Origin of the sequence: Streptomyces asiaticus, assembly GCF_018138715.1 — a bacterium.
Lineage (GTDB): Bacteria > Actinomycetota > Actinomycetes > Streptomycetales > Streptomycetaceae > Streptomyces > Streptomyces asiaticus.
This window is the reverse complement of record NZ_JAGSHX010000006.1, coordinates 3,201,567-3,226,296: the sequence shown is the minus strand read 5'-3', so window position 1 is coordinate 3,226,296 and position 24,730 is coordinate 3,201,567. Positions and strand designations below refer to the sequence as shown.

Below are 24,730 nucleotides of genomic sequence, written 5' to 3'. Positions count from 1 at the left end.
CCATAGGGGGTTTGAAGGGGTTTCTGGTCGCCCTGCCCTGTGTAAAGCTGACGTACGGTCTTGGTGTTATGTCTGCGAGGGTAATGGGGCGCGCGATGGTGAGTGAGTCCGTGGATTTCACGCCCGAGCACACCGAAAAGGGGGGTACGAGCCCCGAAGGGGCGTCCCCCTGGCGTGACCGGCTCGCCGCGCTCCCCGAGGCCGAGCGCGCCGAGGCCCTCACCGCCTGGGTCGGCGAGATCGTCGAACAGGCCCTCAAGGACAAGGCACCGGACCTTCTCGACCCCGAGCGTCCCTTCCTCGACCTGGGCTTCGACTCCCTCGCCACGGTCGATCTGCACGCCCGGCTGACCGCCGCCACCGGACTGCGGCTGCCGGTCACCCTCGCCTTCGACCACCCCACCCCCGCCGACCTCGCCCGCCATGTTCGGGCCGAACTGCTCGGTGCGGACGACGACTCCGACGCTTCCCCGGCCGACGCCGGAATGGGCCCGGCGGCCGCCGACGAGCCCATCGCCATTGTCGGAATGAGCTGCCGGTTCCCCGGTGAGGTCGGCTCCCCCGAAGAACTCTGGGAAATCGTCGCGGGCGGAAAAGACGTCATCTCCGAATTCCCGGTGAGCCGGGGCTGGGATCTCGCCGGACTTTACGACCCCGACCCGGACCGGCCGGGCAGCAGCTATACCCGCGAAGGCGGATTCCTGCACGACGCCGATGAGTTCGACCCGGCGTTCTTCGGAATCTCCCCGCGCGAGGCCCTCGCGATGGATCCGCAGCAGCGGCTGCTGCTGGAGACCTCCTGGGAGGTCTTCGAACGCGCCGGTATCGACCCCGCGGTCCTCCGGGGCGGCCGGACCGGTGTGTTCGTCGGCGCCGAGACCCAGGACTACGGCCCCCGGCTGCACGAGGCCGAGCAGGGCTTCGAGGGCTATCTGGTCACCGGCAACGCCGCCAGCGTCGCCTCCGGCCGGATCGCCTACACCTTCGGCTTCGAGGGCCCCACCGTCACCGTCGACACCGCCTGCTCCTCCTCCCTGGTGGCGCTGCACCTGGCCGTCCAGGCGCTGCGCGCGGGCGAGTGCACGATGGCGCTCGCCGGTGGCGCGGCGGTCATGGCCAACCCCGGCTCGTTCATCGCCTTCAGCCGCCAGCGCGGCCTCGCCCCCGACGGCCGCTGCAAGCCCTTCGCCGCCGCGGCCGACGGCACCGCCTGGGGCGAGGGCGTCGGCATGCTGCTCGTCGAGCGGCTCTCGGAGGCCCGAAAGAACGGTCACCGGGTCCTCGCCGTCGTCCGTGGCACCGCCATCAACCAGGACGGCGCCAGCAACGGACTCACCGCCCCCAGCGGCCCCGCCCAGCAGCGCGTCATCCGCCAGGCCCTCGCCAACGCCGGACTCACGCCCGCCGAGGTCGACACGGTCGAGGCCCACGGCACCGGTACGACGCTCGGCGACCCCATCGAGGCCCAGGCGCTGCTCGCCACCTACGGCCGGGACCGCGAGGCGGACCGGCCGCTGTGGCTCGGCTCGCTCAAGTCCAACATCGGCCACACCCAGTCCGCGGCCGGTGTCGGCGGCATCATCAAGATGGTCATGGCGATGCGGCACGGAGTGCTGCCGCGGACGCTGCACGTGGACGAGCCGACCCCGCACGTCGACTGGACCGCCGGTGACATCGAGCTGCTGACCGAGGCGCGGCCCTGGCCGGAGAGCGACCGCCCGCGCCGCGCGGGCGTCTCGTCGTTCGGCATGAGCGGCACCAACGCGCACGCCATCATCGAGCAGCCGCCGGTCGAGGACGCGGAGCGGAACGAGTCCGAGGAGCCCCAGGGTTCCGCCGAACCCGCCCTGCTGCCCTGGGCCCTCTCCGCGAAGACCACCGACGCGCTCCAGGGCCAGGCCGAGCGGCTGTACGCGCTGCTGGAGGCCGACCCCGGCCTCGCCCTCACCGACGTCGGCCACTCCCTGGCCACCACCCGCGCCACCTTCGAACAGCGCGCCGTGCTCCTCGCCGGCGACCGCGACGGCTTCCGCTCGGCCCTGCGCACCCTCGCCGACGGCGGCGACGGGCCGTCCGTCGTGCGCGGCGCCCCCGCCGCCGGAAAGCTCGCCCTGCTGTTCACCGGCCAGGGCAGCCAGCGCCTCGGCACGGGCCGCGAGCTCCACGCCGCCTACCCCGTCTTCGCCGAAGCCCTCGACGACGCCTGCTGGTACCTCGAGGAGCAGCTCGAACGCCCGCTCCTCGACGTGCTCTTCGCCGAGGAGGGCAGCCCCGAGGCCGCCCTGCTGGACCGCACCGACTACACCCAGCCCGCCCTGTTCGCCATCGAGGTCGCGCTCTACCGCCTCCTCGAGTCCTGGGGGCTGCGCCCCGAACTGCTCGCCGGACACTCCATCGGCGAGCTCGCGGCCGCCCATGTGGCGGGTGTGCTGTCCCTGGAGGACGCCGCCGCGCTGGTCGCCGCCCGTGGCCGGCTGATGCAGGAGCTCGCCGAGGGTGGCGCGATGGTCGCGGTGCAGGCGTCGGAGGACGAGGTGCTGCCGCTGCTCGCCGGGCGCGAGGACCGGATCGGCATCGCCGCGATCAACGGCCCCCAGTCCGTCGTCGTCTCCGGCGCCGAGGAGGACGCGCTGGAGATCGCTTCCGGTTTTGAGGCGCGGGGTCGGAAGACCAAGCGGCTCGCCGTGAGCCACGCGTTCCACTCCCCGCTGATGGACGGCATGCTCGCCGAGTTCCGGCGGGTCGCGCAGGTGCTGGAGTACGCACCGCCGCGCATCCCCGTGGTCTCCACCGTCACCGGGCGCGTCGCCACCGCCGAGGAGCTGTGCTCGCCCGAGTACTGGGTGCGCCACGTCCGCGAGGCCGTCCGCTTCCTCGACGGCGTGCGCACCCTGGCCGACAAGGGCGCCACCACCTTCCTGGAGCTCGGCCCCGACGCCGTGCTCACCGCCATGGCCCAGGACTGTCTGCCCGACGCCGACGGCACCGCGTACGCCGCCGTGCTGCGCGGCGGGCGCCCCGAGGCGGAGACCCTGACGGCGGCCGTGGCGCTGGCGTACGTCCGGGGCGAGAAGGCCGACTGGGCCGCCCCCTACGCCACCACCGGCGCCCGCACGATCGACCTGCCCACCTACGCCTTCCAGCGCCAGCAGTACTGGCTCAACGCCCCGGCCCCGGCTCAGGCCGGAACGGCGGCGGAGGCCGGGCCGGGCTCGGCGGTGGACGGGCGGTTCTGGGATGTGGTGGAGCGCGGGGATGTGGCCGCGCTGGCGGCGGAGCTCGCGGTGGATCCGGGGGTTTCGCTGGGTGAGGCGCTGCCCGCGTTGTCGTCGTGGCGGCGGCAGGAGTCGGTGCGTTCGGCGGTGGACGGCTGGCGTTACCGGGTGTCGTGGCAGCCGGTGTCGGAGCGGTCCGGGGCTGGTGTTTCGGTTTCGGGTGGCTGCTGGGTGGTTGTGGTGCCCGGCGGTGCGGCCGAGGGTGTCTGGGCCACGGGTGTGGTGCGGATGCTGGTCGGGCGTGGTGTGGATGTGCGCGTGGTCGAGTCGGACGCGGTGGACCGCGCCGGGGCGGCCGATGAGCTGCGTACGGCGGTGGGCGATGCCTCGGTGACGGGTGTGGTGTCGCTTCTCGCGGTGGACGAGGGCGATGGCGCGTCGGGGCTGTTGCGTACGGCGGCGTTGGTGCAGGCGCTGGGTGATGCGGGTGTGGGTGCGCCGTTGTGGGTGGCGACGCGGGGTGCAGTGTCGGTGGGGCGTTCGGATGGTGTGGTTCGTCCGGGTCAGGCGTTGGTGTGGGGGCTTGGCCGGGTGGCGGCGTTGGAGCTGCCGGAGCGGTGGGGCGGTCTGGTCGATCTGCCGGAGTCGGTGGATGAGCGTGCGCTGGGTCGGTTGGCGGGTGTGCTGGCCGGGGCCGGGGCCGGTGCCGGGGCCGGTGGCTCGGGTGAGGACCAGGTCGCGGTGCGGGCCTCGGGTGTCTTCGGGCGCCGGCTGGTACGGGCGGTCGGCTCCCGGACGTCGGGTGACGAGGGCTGGCGGGCCTCGGGCTCGGTGTTGGTGACGGGTGGTACGGGCGCGCTGGGTGCGCATGTGGCCCGTTGGCTGGTGGCGAACGGTGCCGAGCATGTCGTGCTCACCAGCCGCCGGGGGCTGGAGGCTCCGGGCGCGGTGGAGCTGCGGGATGAGCTCGCGGCTTCGGGTGCTCGGGTGACGGTGGCCGCGTGTGATGTGGCGGACCGGGACGCGCTCGCCGAGCTGCTGGCGTCCATACCGGCCGAGCTACCGCTGACCGCCGTCGTGCACGCCGCCGGTGTGCTGGACGATGGCGTACTGGACTCGCTCACGCCCGAGCGATTCGCCTCGGTGCTCCGCGCGAAGGCCGACGCCGCGCTCCATCTGGACGAGCTGACGCGCGACCTGGACCTTTCGGCGTTCGTGCTCTTCTCCTCGATCACCGGGTCGGTGGGCGCCGCCGGTCAGGGCAACTACGCCGCGGCCAACGCCTACGTGGACGCGCTGGCCGAGCGGCGGCGCGCCCAGGGCCTGCCCGCCACCTCGATCGCCTGGGGCCCGTGGGCGGACTCCGGGATGGCCGGTGACGACGCCATGGAGCGGCGGATGCGCCGCGAGGGCATGCCGCCGATGGCGCCCGAGTCGGCCGTCGCCGCGCTGCGGCAGGCGCTGGACCTCGATGACACCGCCGTGACGGTCGCGGACATCGACTGGGAGAACTTCACCCGCACCCTCACCGCCGTACGGCCCAGCCCGCTGATCGCCGCGCTGGCGGCGGAGCCCGGGCCCGGCGCGGCCACCGGCGCCGACACCGCCAAGGTCGTCACCGACGCCGACTCCGCCTCCCCGCTCGGCGAGCGCCTGAGCGGCCTGCCGAAGGCAGAACAGGACCGTGCGCTGCTGGAGTTGGTGCGTGCGCAGGTCGCGTCGGTGCTGGGGCACGGCGGGGCCGAGGCGGTCGAGGCCGGGCGCGCCTTCAAGGAACTGGGCTTCGACTCGCTGGCCGCGATCGAGCTCCGCAACCGGCTGAACGCGGCGACGGGCCTGCGCCTGGCCGCCACGCTCATCTACGACTATCCGAACGCCACCGCCCTCGCCGACCATCTGCGGACGGAGCTGGTGGGTGCGGACGCTGCGGTGAGTGGCGGCGTGGTGGCTCCGGCGGTCGCGGTGGCCGACGATCCGATCGCGATCGTGGCGATGAGCTGCCGTTTCCCGGGTGGGGTGCGGTCGCCCGAGGAGCTGTGGGCGCTGCTGACGGCCGGTGGGGACGCGATTGCGGAGTTCCCGTCGGATCGTGGCTGGGATCTGGCGGGGCTGTACGACCCGGACCCGGATCGTCAGGGGACGTCGTACACGCGTGAGGGTGGTTTCCTCTACGACGCAGGGGACTTCGACGCCGCGTTCTTCGGCATTTCGCCGCGTGAGGCGCTGGCGATGGATCCGCAGCAGCGGTTGCTGTTGGAGACGTCGTGGGAGGCGTTCGAGCGGGCCGGGATCGACCCGGCCACGCTGCGGGGCAGCCGTACCGGTGTCTTCGCGGGCACCAACGGCCAGGACTACGCCGGGCTCGTATCCACCCCGCCCGAGGGCCTGGAGGGCCATCTGGGCACGGGCAACGCGGCGAGCGTGGTGTCCGGGCGGGTCGCCTACACCTTCGGTCTCGAGGGCCCGGCGGTGACGGTGGACACGGCGTGTTCGTCGTCGCTGGTGGCCCTGCACATGGCGGTGCAGGCGCTGCGCGGCGGTGAGTGCACGATGGCGCTCGCGGGTGGCGTCACGGTGATGTCCACGCCGGAGGCGTTCGTCGACTTCAGCCGTCAGCGCGGACTCGCGGAGGACGGCCGGATCAAGGCGTTCGCGGCCGGTGCGGATGGCACGGGCTGGGGCGAGGGCGTCGGCATGCTGCTGGTGGAGCGGCTTTCGGACGCGGAGCAGAACGGCCACCCGGTGCTGGCCATCGTGCGAGGCAGCGCGATCAACCAGGACGGTGCGAGCAATGGCCTCACCGCGCCGAACGGTCCCTCGCAGCAGCGGGTGATCCGGCAGGCGCTGGCCGGTGCGGGGCTCTCGGCCGGCGATGTGGACGCGGTCGAGGCACACGGTACGGGTACGACGCTGGGTGACCCGATCGAGGCGCAGGCGCTGCTGGCCACGTACGGCCAGGAGCGGGATGGGGACCGGCCGTTGTGGCTGGGGTCCATCAAGTCCAACATCGGCCACACGCAGGCGGCGGCGGGTGTCGCGGGCATCATCAAGATGGTGCTGGCGATGCGGCACGGTGTGTTGCCGCAGACGTTGCACGTGGACGCGCCGTCGCCGCATGTGGACTGGTCGGCGGGTGCGGTCTCGCTGCTGACCGAGCAGATGGAGTGGCCGGAGACGGGTCGTCCGCGCCGCGCGGGCGTGTCGTCCTTCGGGCTCAGTGGCACCAACGCGCACACCATCATCGAGCAGGCCCCGACCGCTTCGGCTGCCCTGACCGAGGAGCCCGCGCCGCGTGAGCTGACCGCGCTGCCGTGGCTGCTGTCGGCGAAGGACGGGCAGGCGCTGCACGCCCAGGCCGCACAGCTGACCACCTACCTGCGCACCCACCCCGAGCTGAGCGCGACCGACGTCGCCTTCTCGCTCGCCACCAGCCGCGCCGCGCTGGAGCGGCGCGCCGCTCTCGTCACCACGGACCGCGAGACGTTCCTGGCGGGCCTGGACGCGCTGGCCCGGGGCGAGTCCTTCCCGGGTGTGGTCGAGGGGACGGTGGCTGAGGGCAAGGTGGCGTTCCTGTTTACGGGGCAGGGGAGTCAGCGGCTGGGGATGGGGCGTGAGCTGTACGACGCCTATCCGGTGTTCGCGGATGCGCTGGATGAGGTGTGTGCGCATCTGGATCTGTACCTTGAGCGGCCGTTGCGGGATGTGCTGTTCGGGGATGACGCGGCGCTACTGGATCAGACCGGGTTCACTCAGCCCGCGTTGTTCGCGGTTGAGGTGGCGTTGTTCCGGCTGGTCTCGGAGGCGTGGGGGCTGCGGGCGGACTTCCTGTCCGGGCATTCGATTGGTGAGTTGGCGGCCGCGCATGTGGCGGGTGTGCTCTCGCTCGCCGATGCCGCCAAGCTGGTGGCGGCGCGTGGCCGGTTGATGCAGGAGTTGCCCACCGGTGGCGCGATGATCGCCGTCCAGGCGTCCGAGGACGAGGTGGCGCCGCTGCTGACCGAGCGCGTCTCGATCGGTGCCCTGAACGGCCCGGCCTCCGTGGTCATCGCGGGTGATGAGGACGCGGCGCTGGAGATCGCTTCCGGTTTCGAGGCCCAGGGCCGGAAGACCAAGCGGCTCACGGTGAGCCACGCGTTCCACTCGCCGCGTATGGACGGCATGTTGGACGCCTTCCGCGAGGTCGCGGAGGGGCTGACCTACGAATCCCCGCGCATCCCGATCGTCTCCAACCTCACCGGTGACGTCGTCTCCGCCGAGGAGATCACCAGCCCCGACTTCTGGGTGCGCCATGTCCGCGAGGCCGTCCGCTTCCTCGACGGTGTGCGGACGCTGGAAGCGGAGGGTGTGACGACCTTCGTCGAGCTCGGCCCCGATGGCGTTCTCTCGGCGATGGCGCAGGAGTGTGTGACCGGCGAGGACGCCGCGTTCGCCGCCACGCTGCGGAAGGGCCGTGCCGAGGCCGAGTCGGTGACCACCGCGCTCGCCCTGCTGCACGTCCGGGGCCAGTCCCCGGACTGGGGCGGCTACTTCGAGGGCACCGGGGCCCGGCGCGTCGAGCTGCCGACCTACGCCTTCCATCGCACCCGGTACTGGTGGGAGGAGGCCCCGGCGGCGTCGGAGGTCGCGCCGGGCGGTGCCGTCGACGGGCGGTTCTGGGATGTCGTGGAGCGCGGGGATGTGGCCGCGCTGGCGGCGGAGCTCGCGGTGGATCCGGGGCTTTCGCTGGGTGAGGCGCTGCCCGCGCTGTCGTCGTGGCGGCGGCAGGAGTCGGTGCGTTCGGCGGTGGACGGCTGGCGTTACCGGGTGTCGTGGCAGCCGGTGTCGGAGCGGTTGGCCACCGGGGTGCTGGGTGGCTGCTGGCTGGTGGTCGTCCCGGCGGACGAGGCCGAGGGTGCCTGGGCCACGGGTGTGGTGCGGACGCTGGCCGGGCGTGGTGTGGATGTGCGCGTGGTCGAGTCGGACGCGGCGGAGCGCGCCGGGCTGGCGGAGGAGCTGCGGACGGCGGTTGTGGGCGGTTCGGTGGCGGGGGTGTTCTCCCTGCTGGCGGTCGAGGATGAGTCCGGTCTGTTGCGTACGGCTGCGTTGGTGCAGGCGCTGGGTGATGCGGGTGTGGGTGCGCCGTTGTGGGTGGCGACGCGGGGTGCGGTGTCGGTGGGGCGTTCGGATGGTGTGGTTCGTCCGGGTCAGGCGTTGGTGTGGGGGCTTGGCCGGGTGGCGGCGTTGGAGCTGCCGGACCGGTGGGGCGGTCTGGTCGACCTTCCCGAGACGGCCGACGAGCGTGCGCTGGGACGGCTGGCGGGTGTGCTGGCCGGTGCCGGTGCCGGTGCTGAGGCTGGGGCTGGTGGCTCGGGCGAGGACCAGGTTGCGGTGCGCGCCTCAGGCGTCTTCGGGCGTCGGCTGACGGAGGCTTCCGGGTTCCGGACATCCGGTGACGAGGGCTGGCGGGCGTCCGGTTCGGTGTTGGTGACGGGCGGTACGGGCGCGCTGGGTGCGCATGTCGCCCGCTGGCTGCTGGCGAACGGTGCCGAGCATGTCGTGCTCACCAGCCGCCGGGGGCTCGACGCCCCGGGGGCGGCGGAGCTGCGCGATGAGCTCGTGGCCTCGGGTGCTCGGGTGACGGTGGCCGCGTGTGATGTGGCGGACCGGGACGCGCTCGCCGAGCTGCTGGCGTCCATACCGGCCGAGCTACCGCTGACCGCCGTCGTCCACGCGGCCGGTGTGCTGGACGACGGCCTCGTGGACACGTTGGACGCCGAGCGGCTGGAGCGCGTGGTGCGCGCCAAGGCCACCTCGGCGCAGAACCTCCATGAGCTGACCCGCGACCTCGACCTTTCGGCGTTCGTCCTCTTCTCCTCGCTCGCCGGGTCGGTGGGCGCCGCCGGTCAGGGCAACTACGCGGCGGCCAACGCCTACGTGGACGCGCTGGCCGAGCTGCGCCGCGCCCAGGGCCTGCCCGCCACCTCGATCGCCTGGGGCCCGTGGGCCGAGGTCGGCATGGCGGCCGACGAGGCGCTGGAGCGGCGGATGCGCCGCGACGGAGTGCCGCCGATGGCACCCGAGTCGGCGCTCACCGCGCTGCGGCAGGCGCTGGACCTCGATGACACCACCGTGACGGTCGCGGACCTCGACTGGGACCGGTTCCTCGCCGAGTTCACCGCCGTACGGCCGAGCGCGCTGTTCGGCGAGGTGCGGGCCGCGCGTCCGACGCCGGCCGCCGAGGGCGCGCCGCGCCCGGCCGCCACCGCCGGGACCGGCACACTCGCGGAGCGGCTGTCCGGGCTGACGGAGAACGAGCGCGCTCAGACACTGCTGGAGCTGGTGCGTACGCAGGTCGCGTCGGTGCTGGGGCACGGCGGGGCCGAGGCGGTCGAGGCCGGGCGCGCCTTCAAGGAGCTGGGCTTCGACTCGCTCACCGCCGTCGAACTCCGCAACCGGCTCAATGCGGCGACCGGCCTGCGGCTGCCCGCCACGCTCATCTACGACTACCCGAACGCCACCGCCCTCGCCGACCATCTGCGCGCTGAACTGCTGGGCGCGGACGCCGTGGCGGCCGGTGGCGTGGTGGCTCCGGCGGTCGCGGTGGCCGACGATCCGATCGCGATCGTGGCGATGAGCTGCCGTTTCCCGGGTGGGGTGCGGTCGCCCGAGGAGCTGTGGGCGCTGCTGACGTCTGGCGGAGACGCGATTGCGGAGTTCCCGTCGGACCGTGGCTGGGATCTGGCGGGCCTGTACGACCCGGACCCGGATCGTCAGGGGACGTCGTACACGCGTGAGGGTGGTTTCCTCTACGACGCAGGGGACTTCGACGCCGCGTTCTTCGGGATCTCGCCGCGTGAGGCCCTCGCCATGGATCCGCAGCAGCGGTTGCTGCTGGAGACCTCCTGGGAGGCGTTCGAGCGGGCCGGGATCGACCCGGGGGCGCTGCGCGGTGAGCAGATCGGTGTCTTCGCCGGGACCAACGGCCAGGACTATCTGTCGCTGCTGATGCAGGCGCCCGAGGGCCTGGAGGGCCATCTGGGCACGGGCAACGCGGCGAGTGTGGTGTCCGGGCGGGTGGCGTACACCTTCGGCCTCGAAGGCCCGGCCGTCACGGTCGACACGGCCTGCTCGTCTTCGCTGGTGGCACTGCATCTGGCGGTGCAGGCGCTGCGGCAGGGCGAGTGCACGATGGCGCTCGCGGGCGGCGTCACGGTGATGTCCACCCCCGAGAACTTCATCGACTTCAGCCGTCAGCGCGGACTGGCCGCCGATGGCCGGATCAAGGCGTTCGCGGCGGGTGCGGATGGCACCGGCTGGGGCGAGGGCGCGGGCATGCTGCTGGTCGAGCGGCTGTCGGACGCGCGGCGCCACGGCCATCCGGTGCTGGCGGTCGTACGCGGCAGCGCGATCAACCAGGACGGTGCGTCGAATGGTCTGACGGCGCCGAACGGTCCGTCGCAGCAGCGTGTCATCCGACAGGCGCTGACCAGCGCCGGGCTGACGACCGGCGATGTCGATGTCGTCGAGGCGCATGGCACGGGTACGACGCTGGGCGACCCGATCGAGGCGCAGGCGCTGCTCGCCACCTACGGGCAGCAGCGTGCCCCGGAGCAGCCGCTGTGGCTGGGGTCCATCAAGTCCAACATCGGGCACACGCAGGCGGCGGCGGGTGTCGCGGGCATCATCAAGATGGTGCTGGCGATGCGGCATGGTGTGTTGCCGCAGACGTTGCACGTGGACGCGCCGTCGCCGCATGTGGACTGGTCGGCGGGCGCGGTGTCGCTGCTGACCGAGCAGATGGAGTGGCCGGAGACCGGCCGTCCGCGCCGCGCCGGTGTGTCGTCATTCGGCATCAGTGGCACCAACGCGCACACCATCATCGAGCAGGCTCCGGCGGTCGACGCACCGGCCGAGGCGCGCGAGCGGAATGGTCTCGGCGGCCTTCTGCCGTTCGCCCTGTCGGCCAAGAACGCCGAAGCGCTGCGGGAGCAGGCCGCGCGGCTGCACACCCACATCGCGTCGCGCCCGGAGGCGGCACCGCTCGACCTCGCCCACGCCCTGGCCGTCGGCCGCGCCGCCCTGGAGCGGCGTGCGGTGCTGACCGTCGGCGACCGGGACGAACTGCTGCGGACACTCGACGCGCTGGCCCGGGGCGAGTCCGTCCCGGGTGTGGTCGAGGGGACGGTCGCCGAGGGCAAGGTGGCGTTCCTGTTCACGGGGCAGGGCAGCCAGCGGCTCGGTATGGGGCGTGAGCTCTACGACGCCTTCCCGGTGTTCGCGGATGCGCTGGATGAGGTGTGCGCGCATCTGGATCTGTACCTTGAGCGGCCGCTGCGGGATGTGCTGTTCGGGGATGACGCGGCGGTACTGGATCGGACGGGGTTCACTCAGCCCGCGTTGTTCGCGGTTGAGGTGGCGCTGTTCCGGCTCGTTGAGGCGTGGGGTCTGACGCCGGACTTCCTGTCCGGGCATTCGATTGGTGAGCTGGCCGCCGCGCATGGGGCGGGTGTGCTCTCGCTCGCCGATGCCGCCAAGCTGGTGGCGGCGCGTGGCCGTCTGATGCAGGAGTTGCCCACCGGTGGCGCGATGATCGCCGTCCAGGCGTCCGAGGACGAGGTCGCGCCGCTGCTCACCGAGCGCGTCTCGATCGCCGCGCTCAACGGCCCGACCTCCGTGGTCATCGCGGGTGATGAGGACGCGGCGCTGGAGATCGCCGCCGGTTTCGAGGCCCAGGGCCGTAAGACCAAGCGACTCACCGTCAGCCACGCGTTCCACTCGCCGCGCATGGACGGCATGCTGGACGCGTTCCGCGAGGTCGCGCAGGAGCTGTCGTACGAGGCCCCGCGCATCCCCATCGTTTCCAACCTCACCGGAAACGTCGTCTCCGCCGAGGAGATCACCACCCCCGACTTCTGGGTCCGCCACGTCCGCGAGGCCGTCCGCTTCCTCGACGGCATCCGCACCCTCGAGGCCCAGGGCGTCACCACCTACCTCGAACTCGGCCCCGACGGCGTCCTCTCCGCCATGGGCCAGGAATGCGTGACAGGCGGCGATGAGCCCGCCTTCGCCGCCGCCCTGCGGAAGGACCGCCCCGAGGCCGAGGCACTGCTCTCGGCCGTCGCACGCGCGCACGTCCGTGGTGTGACGCCCGACTGGGCGGCCGTGTTCGCCGGTGCGGGCGCCGCCCCCGTGGACCCGGCCGAGCTGCCCACCTACGCCTTCCAGCGGCAGCGCTACTGGCCCAGCGCCGCCGCCCTCGCGGCGGGCGACCCCGAGTCGATCGGGCTGGGCGACATCGACCACCCGCTCCTCGGCGCCGCCGTCGCGCTCGCGGACGCCGATGGCCTCCTGCTCACCGGGGTGCTCTCCACCCGCACCCACCCCTGGCTGGCCGACCACGCCGTCGTGGACACCGTGCTGCTGCCCGGCACCGCCTTCGTCGAGCTGGCGAGCACGGCGGGCGCCCAGGTCGGCTGTGAGCGGCTGGACGAACTGACCCTCGAAGCCCCGCTCGTGCTGCCCGAGCACACCGGGGTGCGGGTGCAGCTCGTCGTGGACGGTCCGGACGAGTCCGGCCGCCGTTCCTTCAGCCTGCACTCGCGTCGGCAGGACGCGCTCGGCACCGAGCCGTGGACGCGCCACGCCACCGGTGTGCTCGCACCCGGCGCCCGGACGCCCGCGTCCGACCAGCCCGATGAGCTGGCCGTCTGGCCGCCGCAGGGCGCGACGCCGATCGCGGTCGAGGGGCTGTACGAGGAGCTGGCCGGGGCGGGCCTCGGCTACGGGCCGGTGTTCCAGGGGCTCAAGGGCGCCTGGCGGCTCGGCGAGAACCTCTACGCCGAGGTGGGCTTCCCCGAGGACGCGCCACTGACGTCGGGGGCCGAGGCCGAGCGGTTCGGGCTGCACCCGGCCCTGCTCGACGCCGCGCTGCACGTCATCGGCCTCGACAGTGCCGACCGCGAGTCGGCACTGGCCGAGGGCGCGCTGCTGCCGTTCGCGTGGAACGGCGTCCAGCTGCACGCGGCCGGGGCCGGTGCGCTGCGGGTGCGGCTGTCCGAGCGGTCGTCGAACGCGGTCTCGCTGCTGGTGGCCGACGGCACGGGCCGTCCGGTGGCCACGGTCGAGTCCGTGGCGCTGCGGGCGGCCTCGGCCGACCAGGTGCGCGCGGCGCGCGGCGGGCTGCACGAGTCGCTGTTCCGGCTGGACTGGACGGCGGTTCCGGCGCCCGCGACCGGCGCGGTCACGGGCGACTGGGCGGTGCTCGGCGCGGACGCCGCCGAACTGGCCGCGCTGGAGGGCGCGTTCGGGCCCGGGGTCCGGCTCGCCGCGTACCGCGATCTGGCGGTGCTGCGCAGGGCCGTGGAGTCCGGGGCACCCGCGCCCGGCACCGTCCTGCTGAGCGCTACCGGTGGCGACGGCGACGCGTCGGCCGTACACGAGGCCACACGGGCCATGCTCGCCCTGCTCCAGGAGTGGCTGGCCGATGAGCGGTTCGCCGGGGCGCGGCTGGCGCTGCTGACCAGGGGCGCGGTGGAGACCGAGCCGGGCGCGGGCGTGGCGGATCTGCCGTACGCCGCGGTGCGCGGTCTGTTCCGCTCCGCGCAGTCGGAGAACCCGGGCCGTCTGGTGCTGCTGGACGTGGACGGCGAGGAGGGCTCGTACCGTACGGTGCCCGCCGCGCTCGGCGTGGACGAGGCGGAGCTGGCGCTGCGCGCGGGCGTGGCGCTCGCGCCACGGCTGGCGCGGGTGCCGGTCACGGACGACACAAACACCGAAAGCACCGGCGCGGAAACCGTCACCGTCCCGTCGTACGACCCCAACGGGACCGTCCTGATCACCGGTGCCTCCGGAACCCTCGGCGGCCTCTTCGCCCGCCACCTCGTCTCCACCCACGGCGTACGCCACCTGCTGCTGGTCAGCCGCCGTGGCGCCGACGCCGACGGCGCCGAGGAGCTGGGCGCCGAGCTCACGGCGGCCGGTGCCACCGTCACCTGGGCGGCCTGCGACGTGGCCGAACGCGACGCGCTCGCCGCGACCCTGGCCGCCGTCCCGGCCGAGCATCCGCTGACCGCCGTGGTGCACACGGCGGGCGTCCTGGACGACGGCATCCTCGGCTCGCTGACGCCCGAGCGGGTGGCACACGTACTGCGCCCCAAGGTGGACGCGGCGCTGAACCTGCACGAGCTGACACGCGATCACCAGCTGTCCGCGTTCGTGCTGTTCTCCGGTGCCGCCGCCGTGTTCGGCGCGCCCGGACAGGCGAGCTACGCCGCCGCCAACTCCTTCCTTGAGGCGCTCGCCCAGCACCGCGTCGCCCAGGGGCTCCCGGCCACCGCGCTGGCCTGGGGCCTGTGGGCCGGTGCGGGCATGGGCAGCGAGCTGGACGAGGTGGACCTGCGGCGCATCGCGCGCGGCGGGGTCGCCCCGATCGCCGCCGACGAGGGGCTCGCGCTCTTCGACGCGGCCCGCGCCGACGGCGCCGCCGTGCTGTTCCCGATGCGGCTCGACTACGCGGGGCTGCGCACCGAGGCCACGGCGACCGGGACCGTCCCGGCCCTGTTCCGCGGCCTGGTGCGGACCCCGGTCCGGCGGGCCGCCGCCACCGCCGCCACCGCCGACGGCTCCTCGCTCGCCCAGCGCCTCGCCGGGCTCACCCGGCCCGAACAGGACCGTGAGCTGCTGGAGTTGGTGTGCGGCCGGGTCGCCGCGGTGCTCGGCTACGCGGGCCCGGACGCGGTCGAGGCCGGGCGGGCGTTCAAGGAGCTGGGCTTCGACTCGCTCACCGCCGTCGAACTCCGCAACGACCTCAAGACCGTCACCGGGCTGCGCCTCCCGGCGACGCTCGTCTTCGACTACCCGACCCCCACCGCCCTCGCCGGCCATCTGCGCGAGGAGCTGCTGGGCGCCGAGGAGACCACCGCGCCCCTCGTTCCCGTACGGACGGGGGCGGCCCCGGCGCTCGACGACGACCCGATCGTCATCGTCGGCATGAGCTGCCGCTACCCGGGCGGGGTGCGCACCCCGGAGGAGCTGTGGGAGCTCATCGCCACCGGCGGCGACGGCATCTCCGGCTTCCCCGTGGACCGTGGCTGGGACCTCGACGGCCTCTACCACCCGGACCCCGACCACGCGGGCACCTCGTACACCCGCGAGGGCGGATTCCTCCACGACGCCGCCGACTTCGACCCGGACTTCTTCGGGATCTCGCCGCGTGAGGCGCTGGCGATGGATCCGCAGCAGCGGTTGCTGCTGGAGACGTCGTGGGAGGCGTTCGAGCGGGCGGGCATCGACCCGGTGAGTGTGCGTGGCAGCCGTGTCGGCGTCTTCGCGGGCGTCATGTACCACGACTACGTGACCGGCCTCGACGGCATCCCCGACGGCGTCGAGGGTTACATCGGCACCGGCAACGCGGGCTCCATCGCCTCCGGCCGGGTGGCGTACACCTTCGGCCTCGAAGGCCCGGCGGTCACCGTGGACACGGCGTGCTCGTCGTCGCTGGTGGCGCTGCACTGGGCGATCCAGGCGCTGCGCGCGGGCGAGTGCACGATGGCGCTGGCGGGTGGTGTGGCGGTCATGGCCACGCCCGAGACGTTCATCGACTTCAGCCGTCAGCGCGGCCTGGCCACCGACGGCCGCTGCAAGTCGTTCGCGGCCGGTGCGGATGGCACGGGCTGGGCCGAGGGCGCGGGCATGCTGCTCGTGGAGCGGCTGTCGGACGCGCGGCGCAACGGACACCCGGTGCTCGCGGTGGTCCGGGGCTCGGCCATCAACCAGGACGGTGCGTCCAATGGTCTGACGGCGCCGAACGGGCCGTCGCAGCAGCGTGTCATCCGACAGGCGCTGGCCACCGCCGGGCTGGCGACCGGCGAGGTGGATGTCGTCGAGGCGCATGGCACGGGCACGACGCTGGGCGACCCGATCGAGGCGCAGGCGCTGCTCGCCACCTACGGGCAGCAGCGGGACGGGGATCGGCCGTTGTGGCTGGGGTCCATCAAGTCCAACATCGGCCACACGCAGGCCGCCGCGGGTGTCGCGGGCATCATCAAGATGGTGATGGCCATGCGGCACGGTGTGCTGCCGCGGACGCTGCACGTGGACGCGCCCTCCCCGAACGTCGACTGGGAGGACGGCGCGGTCTCGCTGCTGACCGAGCCGATGGCGTGGCCGGAGACCGGCCGTCCGCGCCGCGCCGGTGTGTCGTCGTTCGGCATCAGCGGCACCAACGCGCACACCATCATCGAGCAGCCGCCGGCCGCCGAGGATCGCGAGGACGCGGCGGCGCGGCCGTCCGCCGTACCGCCGGTGCTGCCGTGGCCGCTGTCGGCCGTGGGCGGCGACGCGCTGCGCGACCAGGCCCGCCGCCTGCGCGACCGGCTGCGCGCCACCGACGAGGACGTGGACCTGGCCGCCATCGGCTACACCCTCGCCGCCGGGCGCACCGCCTTCGAGGACCGCGCGGTGCTGGTGGCCGACGGCCGCGAGGGCTTCCTGCGCGCCCTGGAGGCGCTGGCCTCCGGCGAACCGGCCACGGGCCTGGTCCAGGGCTCGCCGGTGGCCGGGAAGCTGGCCTTCCTGTTCACCGGGCAGGGGAGCCAGCGGCTGGGGATGGGGCGTGAGCTGTACGACGCCTATCCGGTGTTCGCGGAGGCGTTCGACGCGGTGTGCGATGAGTTGGACGCGCATCTTGAGCGGCCGCTTCGTGAGGTGGTGTTCGGGGGTGACGCCGAGGCGCTGGATCGGACGGGGTTCACTCAGCCCGCGTTGTTCGCGGTTGAGGTGGCGTTGTTCCGGCTGGTTTCGGAGGCGTGGGGGCTGCGGCCCGATTTCCTCTCCGGGCATTCGATCGGTGAGCTGGCCGCCGCGCATGTGGCGGGTGTCTTGTCGCTGGCGGATGCGGCGAAGTTGGTGGCGGCGCGTGGGCGGTTGATGCAGGCGCTTCCGGCGGGTGGCGCGATGATCGCGGTGCAGGCGTCGGAGGACGAGGTCGCGCCGCTGCTGACCGAGCGGGTCAGCATCGCCGCGCTCAACGGCCCGGCCTCCGTGGTCATCGCGGGTGACGAGGACGCGGCTGTCGCGATCGCTTCTGGTTTCGAGGCCCAGGGCCGTAAGACCAAGCGGCTCACGGTGAGCCATGCGTTCCACTCGCCGCGTATGGACGGCATGTTGGAGGCGTTCCGCGAGGTCGCGGAGGGCCTGTCGTACGAGGCCCCGCGCATCCCGATCGTCTCCAACCTCACCGGGAACGTGGTCTCCGCCGAGGAGATCGCGACTCCCGACTTCTGGGTGCGCCACGTCCGCGAGGCCGTCCGCTTCCTCGACGGCGTCCGCACCCTCGAGGCCCAGGGCGTCACCACCTACCTCGAACTCGGCCCCGACGGCGTGCTCTCCGCCATGGGCCAGGACTGCCTCACCGAAGGTGACACGGCGGGCTTCGTCGCCGCCCTGCGCGGTGGCCGACCCGAGGCCGAGACCATCACCACCGCCCTCGCCGCCCTGCACACCCGGGGGCTCTCCCCGGACTGGGAGGCGTTCTACGCCGGAACCGGCACGCGGCGCGTGGAGCTGCCGACGTACGCCTTCCAGCGGCGGCGCTACTGGCTGGACGTGCGGACGGCCACCGCCACCCCCGAGGCCACGGCTCAGAGCGCCGTCGACGCCCGCTTCTGGGAGGCCGTCGAGCATGCGGACCTGGCCTCGCTCGCCGAGACCCTGAACCTCGGCACCGAGGACAGCGGCGCGCTGGAGGCCCTGCTGCCCTCGCTGTCGGCGTGGCGGCGGCAGCAGTCGGAGCGTTCGACGGTGGACCGCTGGCGCTACCGGGTGTCGTGGAAGCCGGTCACCGACCGTTCCGCCGCGTCCCCGAGCGGCGGCTGGCTCGTGGTGGTACCGGCCGAGGCGGCCGAGGACGCCTGGGTCGCGGGTGCCGTACGGCTGCTGAACGACCGTGGCCTCGACGTACGCCGCGTCGAGCTGACCGCCGACGACGACCGCGCCACGGTGGCCGAACGGATGGCCATGGCCATCGGCGACACGCCCGTGACCGGCGGTGTGCTCTCCCTGCTGGCCCTCGCGGACAGCGACAGCGACAGCGACAGCGATGGCGATGGGCTGCTGCGGACGGCCGCGCTGACGCAGGCCCTTGGCGACGCGGGCATCGGCGCGCCGCTGTGGGTGGCCACGCGGGGCGCGGTGGCCGTGGGCCGTTCGGACGGAACGGTCAGCCCCGCGCAGGCGCGGCTCTGGGGTCTGGGACGGGTGGCCGCGCTGGAGGTGCCCGAGCGCTGGGGCGGTCTGGTCGACCTCCCGGAGACGGCCGACGAGCGTGCGCTGGGGCGGCTGGCGGAGGTGCTGGCCGGTGCCGGTGCCGGTGTCGGTGCCAGTAGCGGTGGCGAGGACCAGGTGGCGGTGCGGGCGTCGGGCGTGTTCGGACGCCGCCTCGTCCGGGCCTCCGTGCCCGCGTCCGCGTCCGCCGGCGGTTCCTGGCGCCCGGGTGCCGGTACGACCCTGGTCACCGGCGGTACGGGCGCGCTGGGCGCACAGGTGGCCCGCTGGCTGGTCGCGGGCGGCGCCGAACATGTGCTGCTCACCAGCCGCCGTGGCCCCGACGCCCCCGGAGCCGCCGAGCTGCGCGACGAACTCGCCGCATCCGGGGCCCGGGTGACGGTCGCCGCGTGCGATGTGGCCGACCGCGCCCAGGTCGAGGCGCTCCTCGCCGACATCCCGGCCGAGCTTCCGCTGACCGGTGTGGTGCACACGGCCGGGGTGCTGGACGACGGCGTCCTGGACTCGCTCACCCCCGAGCGCTTCACCGGCGTCCTGCGCGCCAAGGCGGCCGCCGCGGCCCATCTCGACGAGCTGACGCGCGATCGGGAGCTGTCGGCCTTCGTGCTGTTCTCCTCGATCAGCGGCACGTTCGGCGCCGCCGGACAGGGCAACTACGCGGCCGCCAACGCCTACGTGGACGCGCTCGCCGAGCGGCGCCGCGCCGAGGGCCTGCCCGCCACCTCGATCGCCTGGGGCCCGTGGGCCGAGGGCGGGATGGCCACGGACGAGGCGCTGGAGCAGCGGCTGCGGCGCGGCGGACTGCCGCCGATGGACGCCGAGTTGGCGATCGGCGCGCTCCAGCGGGCGCTCGACCTCGACGACACCGTGGTCACGGTCGCGGACATCGACTGGGACCGGTTCGCACCGGACTTCACCGCCGCCCGGCCCAGCCGTCTGCTCGCGGAGCTCCCGGAGATCCGCGCGGCGGCGGAGGCCACCGCCACCGAGCCCGCCGCCGACGGCTCCTCGCTCGCCACCCGGCTGGCCGGGCTGGGCGCGGCGGAGCGGGACCGGCTGCTGCTGGACCTGGTCCGTACGCAGGTGGCCGCGGTGCTCGGACACGACGGCTCGGAGTCCATCGGCGCCGACCGTGCCTTCGGCGAGCTGGGCTTCGACTCGCTGACCGCCGTCGAGCTGCGCAACCGGCTCGGTGCCGCCAGCGGTGTCCGGCTGCCCGCCACCCTGGTCTTCGACTACCCGACGGCCTCCGCCCTCGCGGGCTATCTGCGCGGCGAGCTCATCGGGACCAGCACCGACGCTTCCCGCCCTGCTTCAGTGACGGCCGCCGCTGATGACGACCCGATCGCCATCGTCGCCATGAGCTGCCGTTTCCCGGGCGGGGTGCGGTCGCCCGAGGAGCTGTGGCAGCTGCTCACCGCGGGCGGGGACGCCATCGCCGAGTTCCCGGCCGACCGCGGCTGGGACCTGGACGCGCTGTACGACCCGGACCCGGACACGCGCGGCACCTTCTACGCACGCGAGGGCGGATTCCTCTACGACGCGGGCCACTTCGACGCCGCGTTCTTCGGGATCTCGCCGCGTGAGGCGCTGGCCATGGACCCGCAGCAGCGGCTGCTGCTGGAGACCTCGTGGGAGGCGTTCGAGCGCGCGGGCATCGACCCGGCGGCGCTGCGCGGCACCTCCGCCGGAGTCTTCGTCGGCTCCAACGGACAGGACTACGACGCCTCGCTGCACACCGTCCCCGAGGGCGTCGAGGGCTACCTGGGCACGGGCAACGCGGCCAGCGTGGTCTCCGGCCGGCTCGCCTACACCTTCGGCCTGGAGGGCCCGGCGGTCACCGTCGACACGGCCTGCTCGTCGTCGCTGGTGGCGCTGCACTGGGCGATCCAGGCGCTGCGCCAGGGCGAGTGCTCGCTCGCGCTCGCGGGCGGTGTGACGGTCATGTCCAGCCCCGGCGCGTACATCGAGTTCAGCCGTCAGCGCGGGCTGGCCCCGGACGGCCGCTGCAAGGCGTTCGCGGACGGCGCTGACGGCACCGGCTGGGGCGAGGGCGTGGGCATGCTGCTCGTGGAGCGGCTGTCGGACGCCCGCCGCAACGGCCACCCGGTGCTGGCGCTCGTCCGTGGCTCCGCCATCAACCAGGACGGCGCCTCCAACGGTCTGACCGCGCCCAACGGCCCCGCCCAGCAGCGGGTCATCCGCCAGGCGCTGGCCGGTGCGGGCCTGTCCGCCGCCGACGTGGACGCGGTCGAGGCCCATGGCACCGGCACCCGGCTCGGCGACCCGATCGAGGCGCAGGCGCTGCTCGCCACGTACGGGCAGGAGCGGGACGCGGACCGGCCGCTGTGGCTGGGCGCCATCAAGTCCAACATCGGCCACACCCAGGCCGCGGCCGGTGTCGCGGGGGTCATCAAGATGGTGCTGGCGATGCGGCACGGTGTGCTGCCGCGGACGCTGCACGTGGACGAGCCGTCGTCGCACGTGGACTGGTCGGCGGGCGCGGTGTCGCTGCTGACCGAGCAGGTGGAGTGGCCGGAGACCGGCCGTCCGCGCCGCGCGGGCGTCTCCTCGTTCGGCTTCAGCGGCACCAACGCCCATACGGTGCTGGAGCAGGCACCGGTCCACGACGAGACCGCCGGGGAAGCCGCACCGCGGCACCCGCTCGTCCGGCCCGATGTGGTGGCCTGGCCGCTGTCGGCCAAGGGCGAGGACGCGCTGCGCGCCCAGGCCGAGCGGCTGCGCGCCCACCTCGAGGCCGACGCCGGGCTCGACGCGGTGGACGTGGCGTACTCGCTGGCCACCACCCGGTCCGCCCTGGAGCACCGCGCGGTGGTCCTCGGCCAGGACCGGGACCGGCTGCTCGCGGGGCTGACCGCCCTGGCGCGCGGCGAGTCCGCCGCGCAGCTGGTCCGGGGCGTGCCCGCGCAGGGCCGTACCGCCGTGCTCTTCACCGGGCAGGGCAGCCAGCGGCTCGGCATGGGCCGTGAGCTGTACGAGGCCAGCCCCGTCTTCGCGGAGGCGCTGGACGCGGTCTGCGCCGAGCTGGACCGGCACCTGGAACGGCCGCTGTACGACGTGCTGTTCGGGGACACGAAGGAGCCGCTGGACCGGACCGGGTTCACCCAGCCCGCGCTGTTCGCCGTCGAGGTGGCGCTGTTCCGGCTGGCCGAGGCCGCCGGGCTGCGGCCGGACGTCCTGACCGGGCACTCCATCGGCGAGCTGGCCGCGGCGCAGGTGGCCGGGGTGCTGTCGCTGGAGGACGCCGCCACGCTGGTGGCCGCGCGCGGCCGGCTGATGCAGGAACTGCCCTCCGGCGGCGCGATGATCGCGCTCCAGGCGGCGGAGGACGAGGTCGAGCCGCTGCTCACCGAGCGTGTCGGCATCGCCGCGCTCAACGGGCCCACGTCGGTGGTCATCGCGGGCGACGAGGACGCGGCCGTCGCGATCGCGGCGTCGTTCCAGGAGCGGGGCCGCAAGACCAAGCGGCTCACCGTGAGCCACGCGTTCCACTCCCCGCTGATGGACGGCATGCTCGCCGAGTTCCGCAAGGTCGCCGAGGGGCTGACCTACAACGCGCCGCGCATCCCGATCGTCTCCACCGTCACCGGACAGCAGATCTCCGACGAGCTGGGCATGGCCGCCGACTACTGGGTGCGCCACGTCCGCCACGCCGTCCGCTTCCTCGACGGGGTGCGCGCCCTGGAGGCACAGGGCGTCACCACCTACGTCGAACTGGGCCCGGACGGGGTGCTGTCCGCCATGGCGCAGGACTGTGTCACCGCCGGGGACGAGGGCGCCGAGGACGTGGCCTTCGTGCCCATGCTGCGCGCCGGGCGCCCCGAGACCGAGACGCTGACCGGCGCCCTCGCCACGCTGCACGTCCGGGGCGCGGCGCTGGACTGGGAGGCGCTGTTCGCCGGGACCGGCGCCCGCCGCGTCGAGCTGCCCACGTACGCGTTCCAGCGGCGGCGCTACTGGCTCGAGGGCACCCCGCACCCCACGCCCGGCCAGGAGGCCACGGCCGACGACACGGCCGGTGCCCGGTTCTGGGCGGCGGTCGAGGGCGACGACCTCGCCTCGCTGTCGGACGCCGTGGGCATCGATGTGGACCAGCCGCTCAGCGCGCTGCTCCCGGCGCTGTCCGCGTGGCGGCGGCGTGAGCGCGAGCAGTCCGCGCTCGACGGCTGGCGCTACCGCGTCACCTGGAAGCCGCTGGAGGAGCCCCGGCTCGCCGCCGCCCCCGGCGTCTGGCTGGTCGCCGAACCGGCCGCGTCCGCGGGCCACGCCGACACCGTGCGGCGTGTCGTGGCCGCGCTGGCCGACCGGGGCGCCGACATCCGGCGCATCGCGGCCGACGGCGCGGACCTCGACCGGGACGCCCTGGCCGACCGGATCCGCCGGGCCGCGGCCGACGAGCCCGTGCACGGGGTGCTGTCGCTGCTCGCGCTGGACGAGCGTGCGCACCCCGACCACCCCGCCGTGCCCACCGGGCTGCTGCGCACCGGAGTGCTGGTGCGGGCGCTCGGCGACGCGGGACTGGACGCCCCGCTGTGGTGCGCCACCACCGGCGCCGTCGCCACCGCCGCCTCGGAGCCGGTCGGCAGCGCCGCGCAGGCGCAGATCTGGGGCCTGGGCCGGGTGGTCGCGCTGGAGCACCCGGAGCGCTGGGGCGGTCTGATCGACCTGCCCGCCACGCTCGACGAACGGGCCGCCGACCGCCTGGCCGGGGTGCTCGGCGGACACGGCGACGGCGACGAGGACCAGCTGGCGATCCGTACGGCCGGAGTGCTGGCCCGCCGGCTCGCCCACGCCGAGCGTGCCCCGGCCACCGGCGCGCCCTGGCGGCCGCGCGGCACGGTCCTGGTCACCGGCGGCACCGGCGCACTGGGCGCCCACGTGGCCCGCTGGCTGGCGGAGAACGGCGCCGAGCATCTGGTGCTCACCAGCCGCCGCGGCCCCGACGCCCCCGGCGCCGCCGAGCTGCGCGACGAACTCGCCGCGTCCGGCGCCCAGGTGACCGTCGCCGCCTGCGATGTCACCGACCGGGACGCGGTGGCCGGGCTGCTGGCCCGGATCCGCGACGGACACCCACAGCACCCGCTCACGGCCGTCGTGCACACGGCGGGTGCCGGGCAGTTCGCACCGCTCGCGGAGACCACCCCGGCCGATGTCGCCGATGTGGTGGCCGCCAAGGTGGCGGGCGCGGCCCACCTGGACGCGCTGCTCGGCGACACCGAGCTGGACGCCTTCGTGCTCTTCTCCTCGATCGCCGGGGTGTGGGGCAGTGGCGGCCAGGGCGCCTACGCGGCCGGAAACGCCTTCCTGGACGCGCTGGCCGAACAGCGCCGGGCCCGTGGCCTCACCGCCACCTCGGTGGCCTGGGGCCCGTGGGCGGACGGCGGGCTCGTCGCCGACGACGAGGCGGCCGAGCAACTGCGCCGCCGTGGCCTGCCGGCGATGGCCCCGCACTCCGCCATCGCCGCACTCCAGCAGGCGCTGGACCGGAACGAGACCGCCGTGGCCGTGGCCGACGTCGACTGGGGCCGCTTCGCGCCCGTCTTCGCCGCAGCCCGCCCCCGCCCGCTCATCGCCGATCTGCCCGAGGTGCGTGCCGCCCTCGCGGCGGACCCGGCGGAGGGCGCGGACGGTACCGGCGGCGGTTCGGCCGAGGCACCGGCGGAGTCCCTGCGGCAGCGGCTCGCGGGGCTCACCGGGCCCGAGGCCGAGAAGGTCCTGCTCGACCTCGTCCGTACGGAGGTCGCCGCCGTCCTCGGACACGACGACACCACGGCCGTCCAGGCGGGCCGGGCCTTCAAGGAGCTGGGCTTCGACTCCCTCACCGCCGTCGAACTCCGCAACCGGCTCAACGCGGCCACCGGACTCCAGCTCACCGCCACGCTGGTCTTCGACCACCCGACACCCAGCGCGCTCGCCGGTGTACTGCGCGCCGACCTGCTCGGCGAGGACACCACACCCGGACTCCCCGTCCTCGCCGAAATCGACAAGCTGGAATTCACCCTTTCCAACGTCTCGGACGACGCGACGGAACGCGAGCGGGTCACCGCACGCCTCGAAGCGCTGTTGCGGACCTGGAACGAGAACGAGAACGCGGCGGGCGCCGACGGTGCCGACGACGATGAACTCGATCTCGACGCCGCCTCCGCCGAAGACATCTTCGACATCATCAACAATGAATTCGGAAGGTCCTGACGTGATGACCGCCCTCAATTCAACTGACCTCAGGAGGTGAC

Annotated in this window: 1 protein-coding gene; it reads left to right on the top strand. The window is 74.0% G+C overall.

What is annotated here, in order from left to right; genetic code table 11:
• Positions 1–95: 95 nt before the first annotated feature.
• Positions 96–24,689, top strand: a complete 24,594-nt coding sequence (locus tag KHP12_RS20900) for a type I polyketide synthase (protein ID WP_211833445.1) — start codon at positions 96–98, stop codon at positions 24,687–24,689.
• The last annotated feature ends 41 nt before the right edge of the window (positions 24,690–24,730 follow it).

Bases quoted from the DNA above. Each gene is read 5' to 3' on its own strand.
- KHP12_RS20900 (WP_211833445.1), top strand. From the start codon at position 96: ATGGTGAGTGAGTCCGTGGATTTCACGCCCGAGCACACCGAAAAGGGG.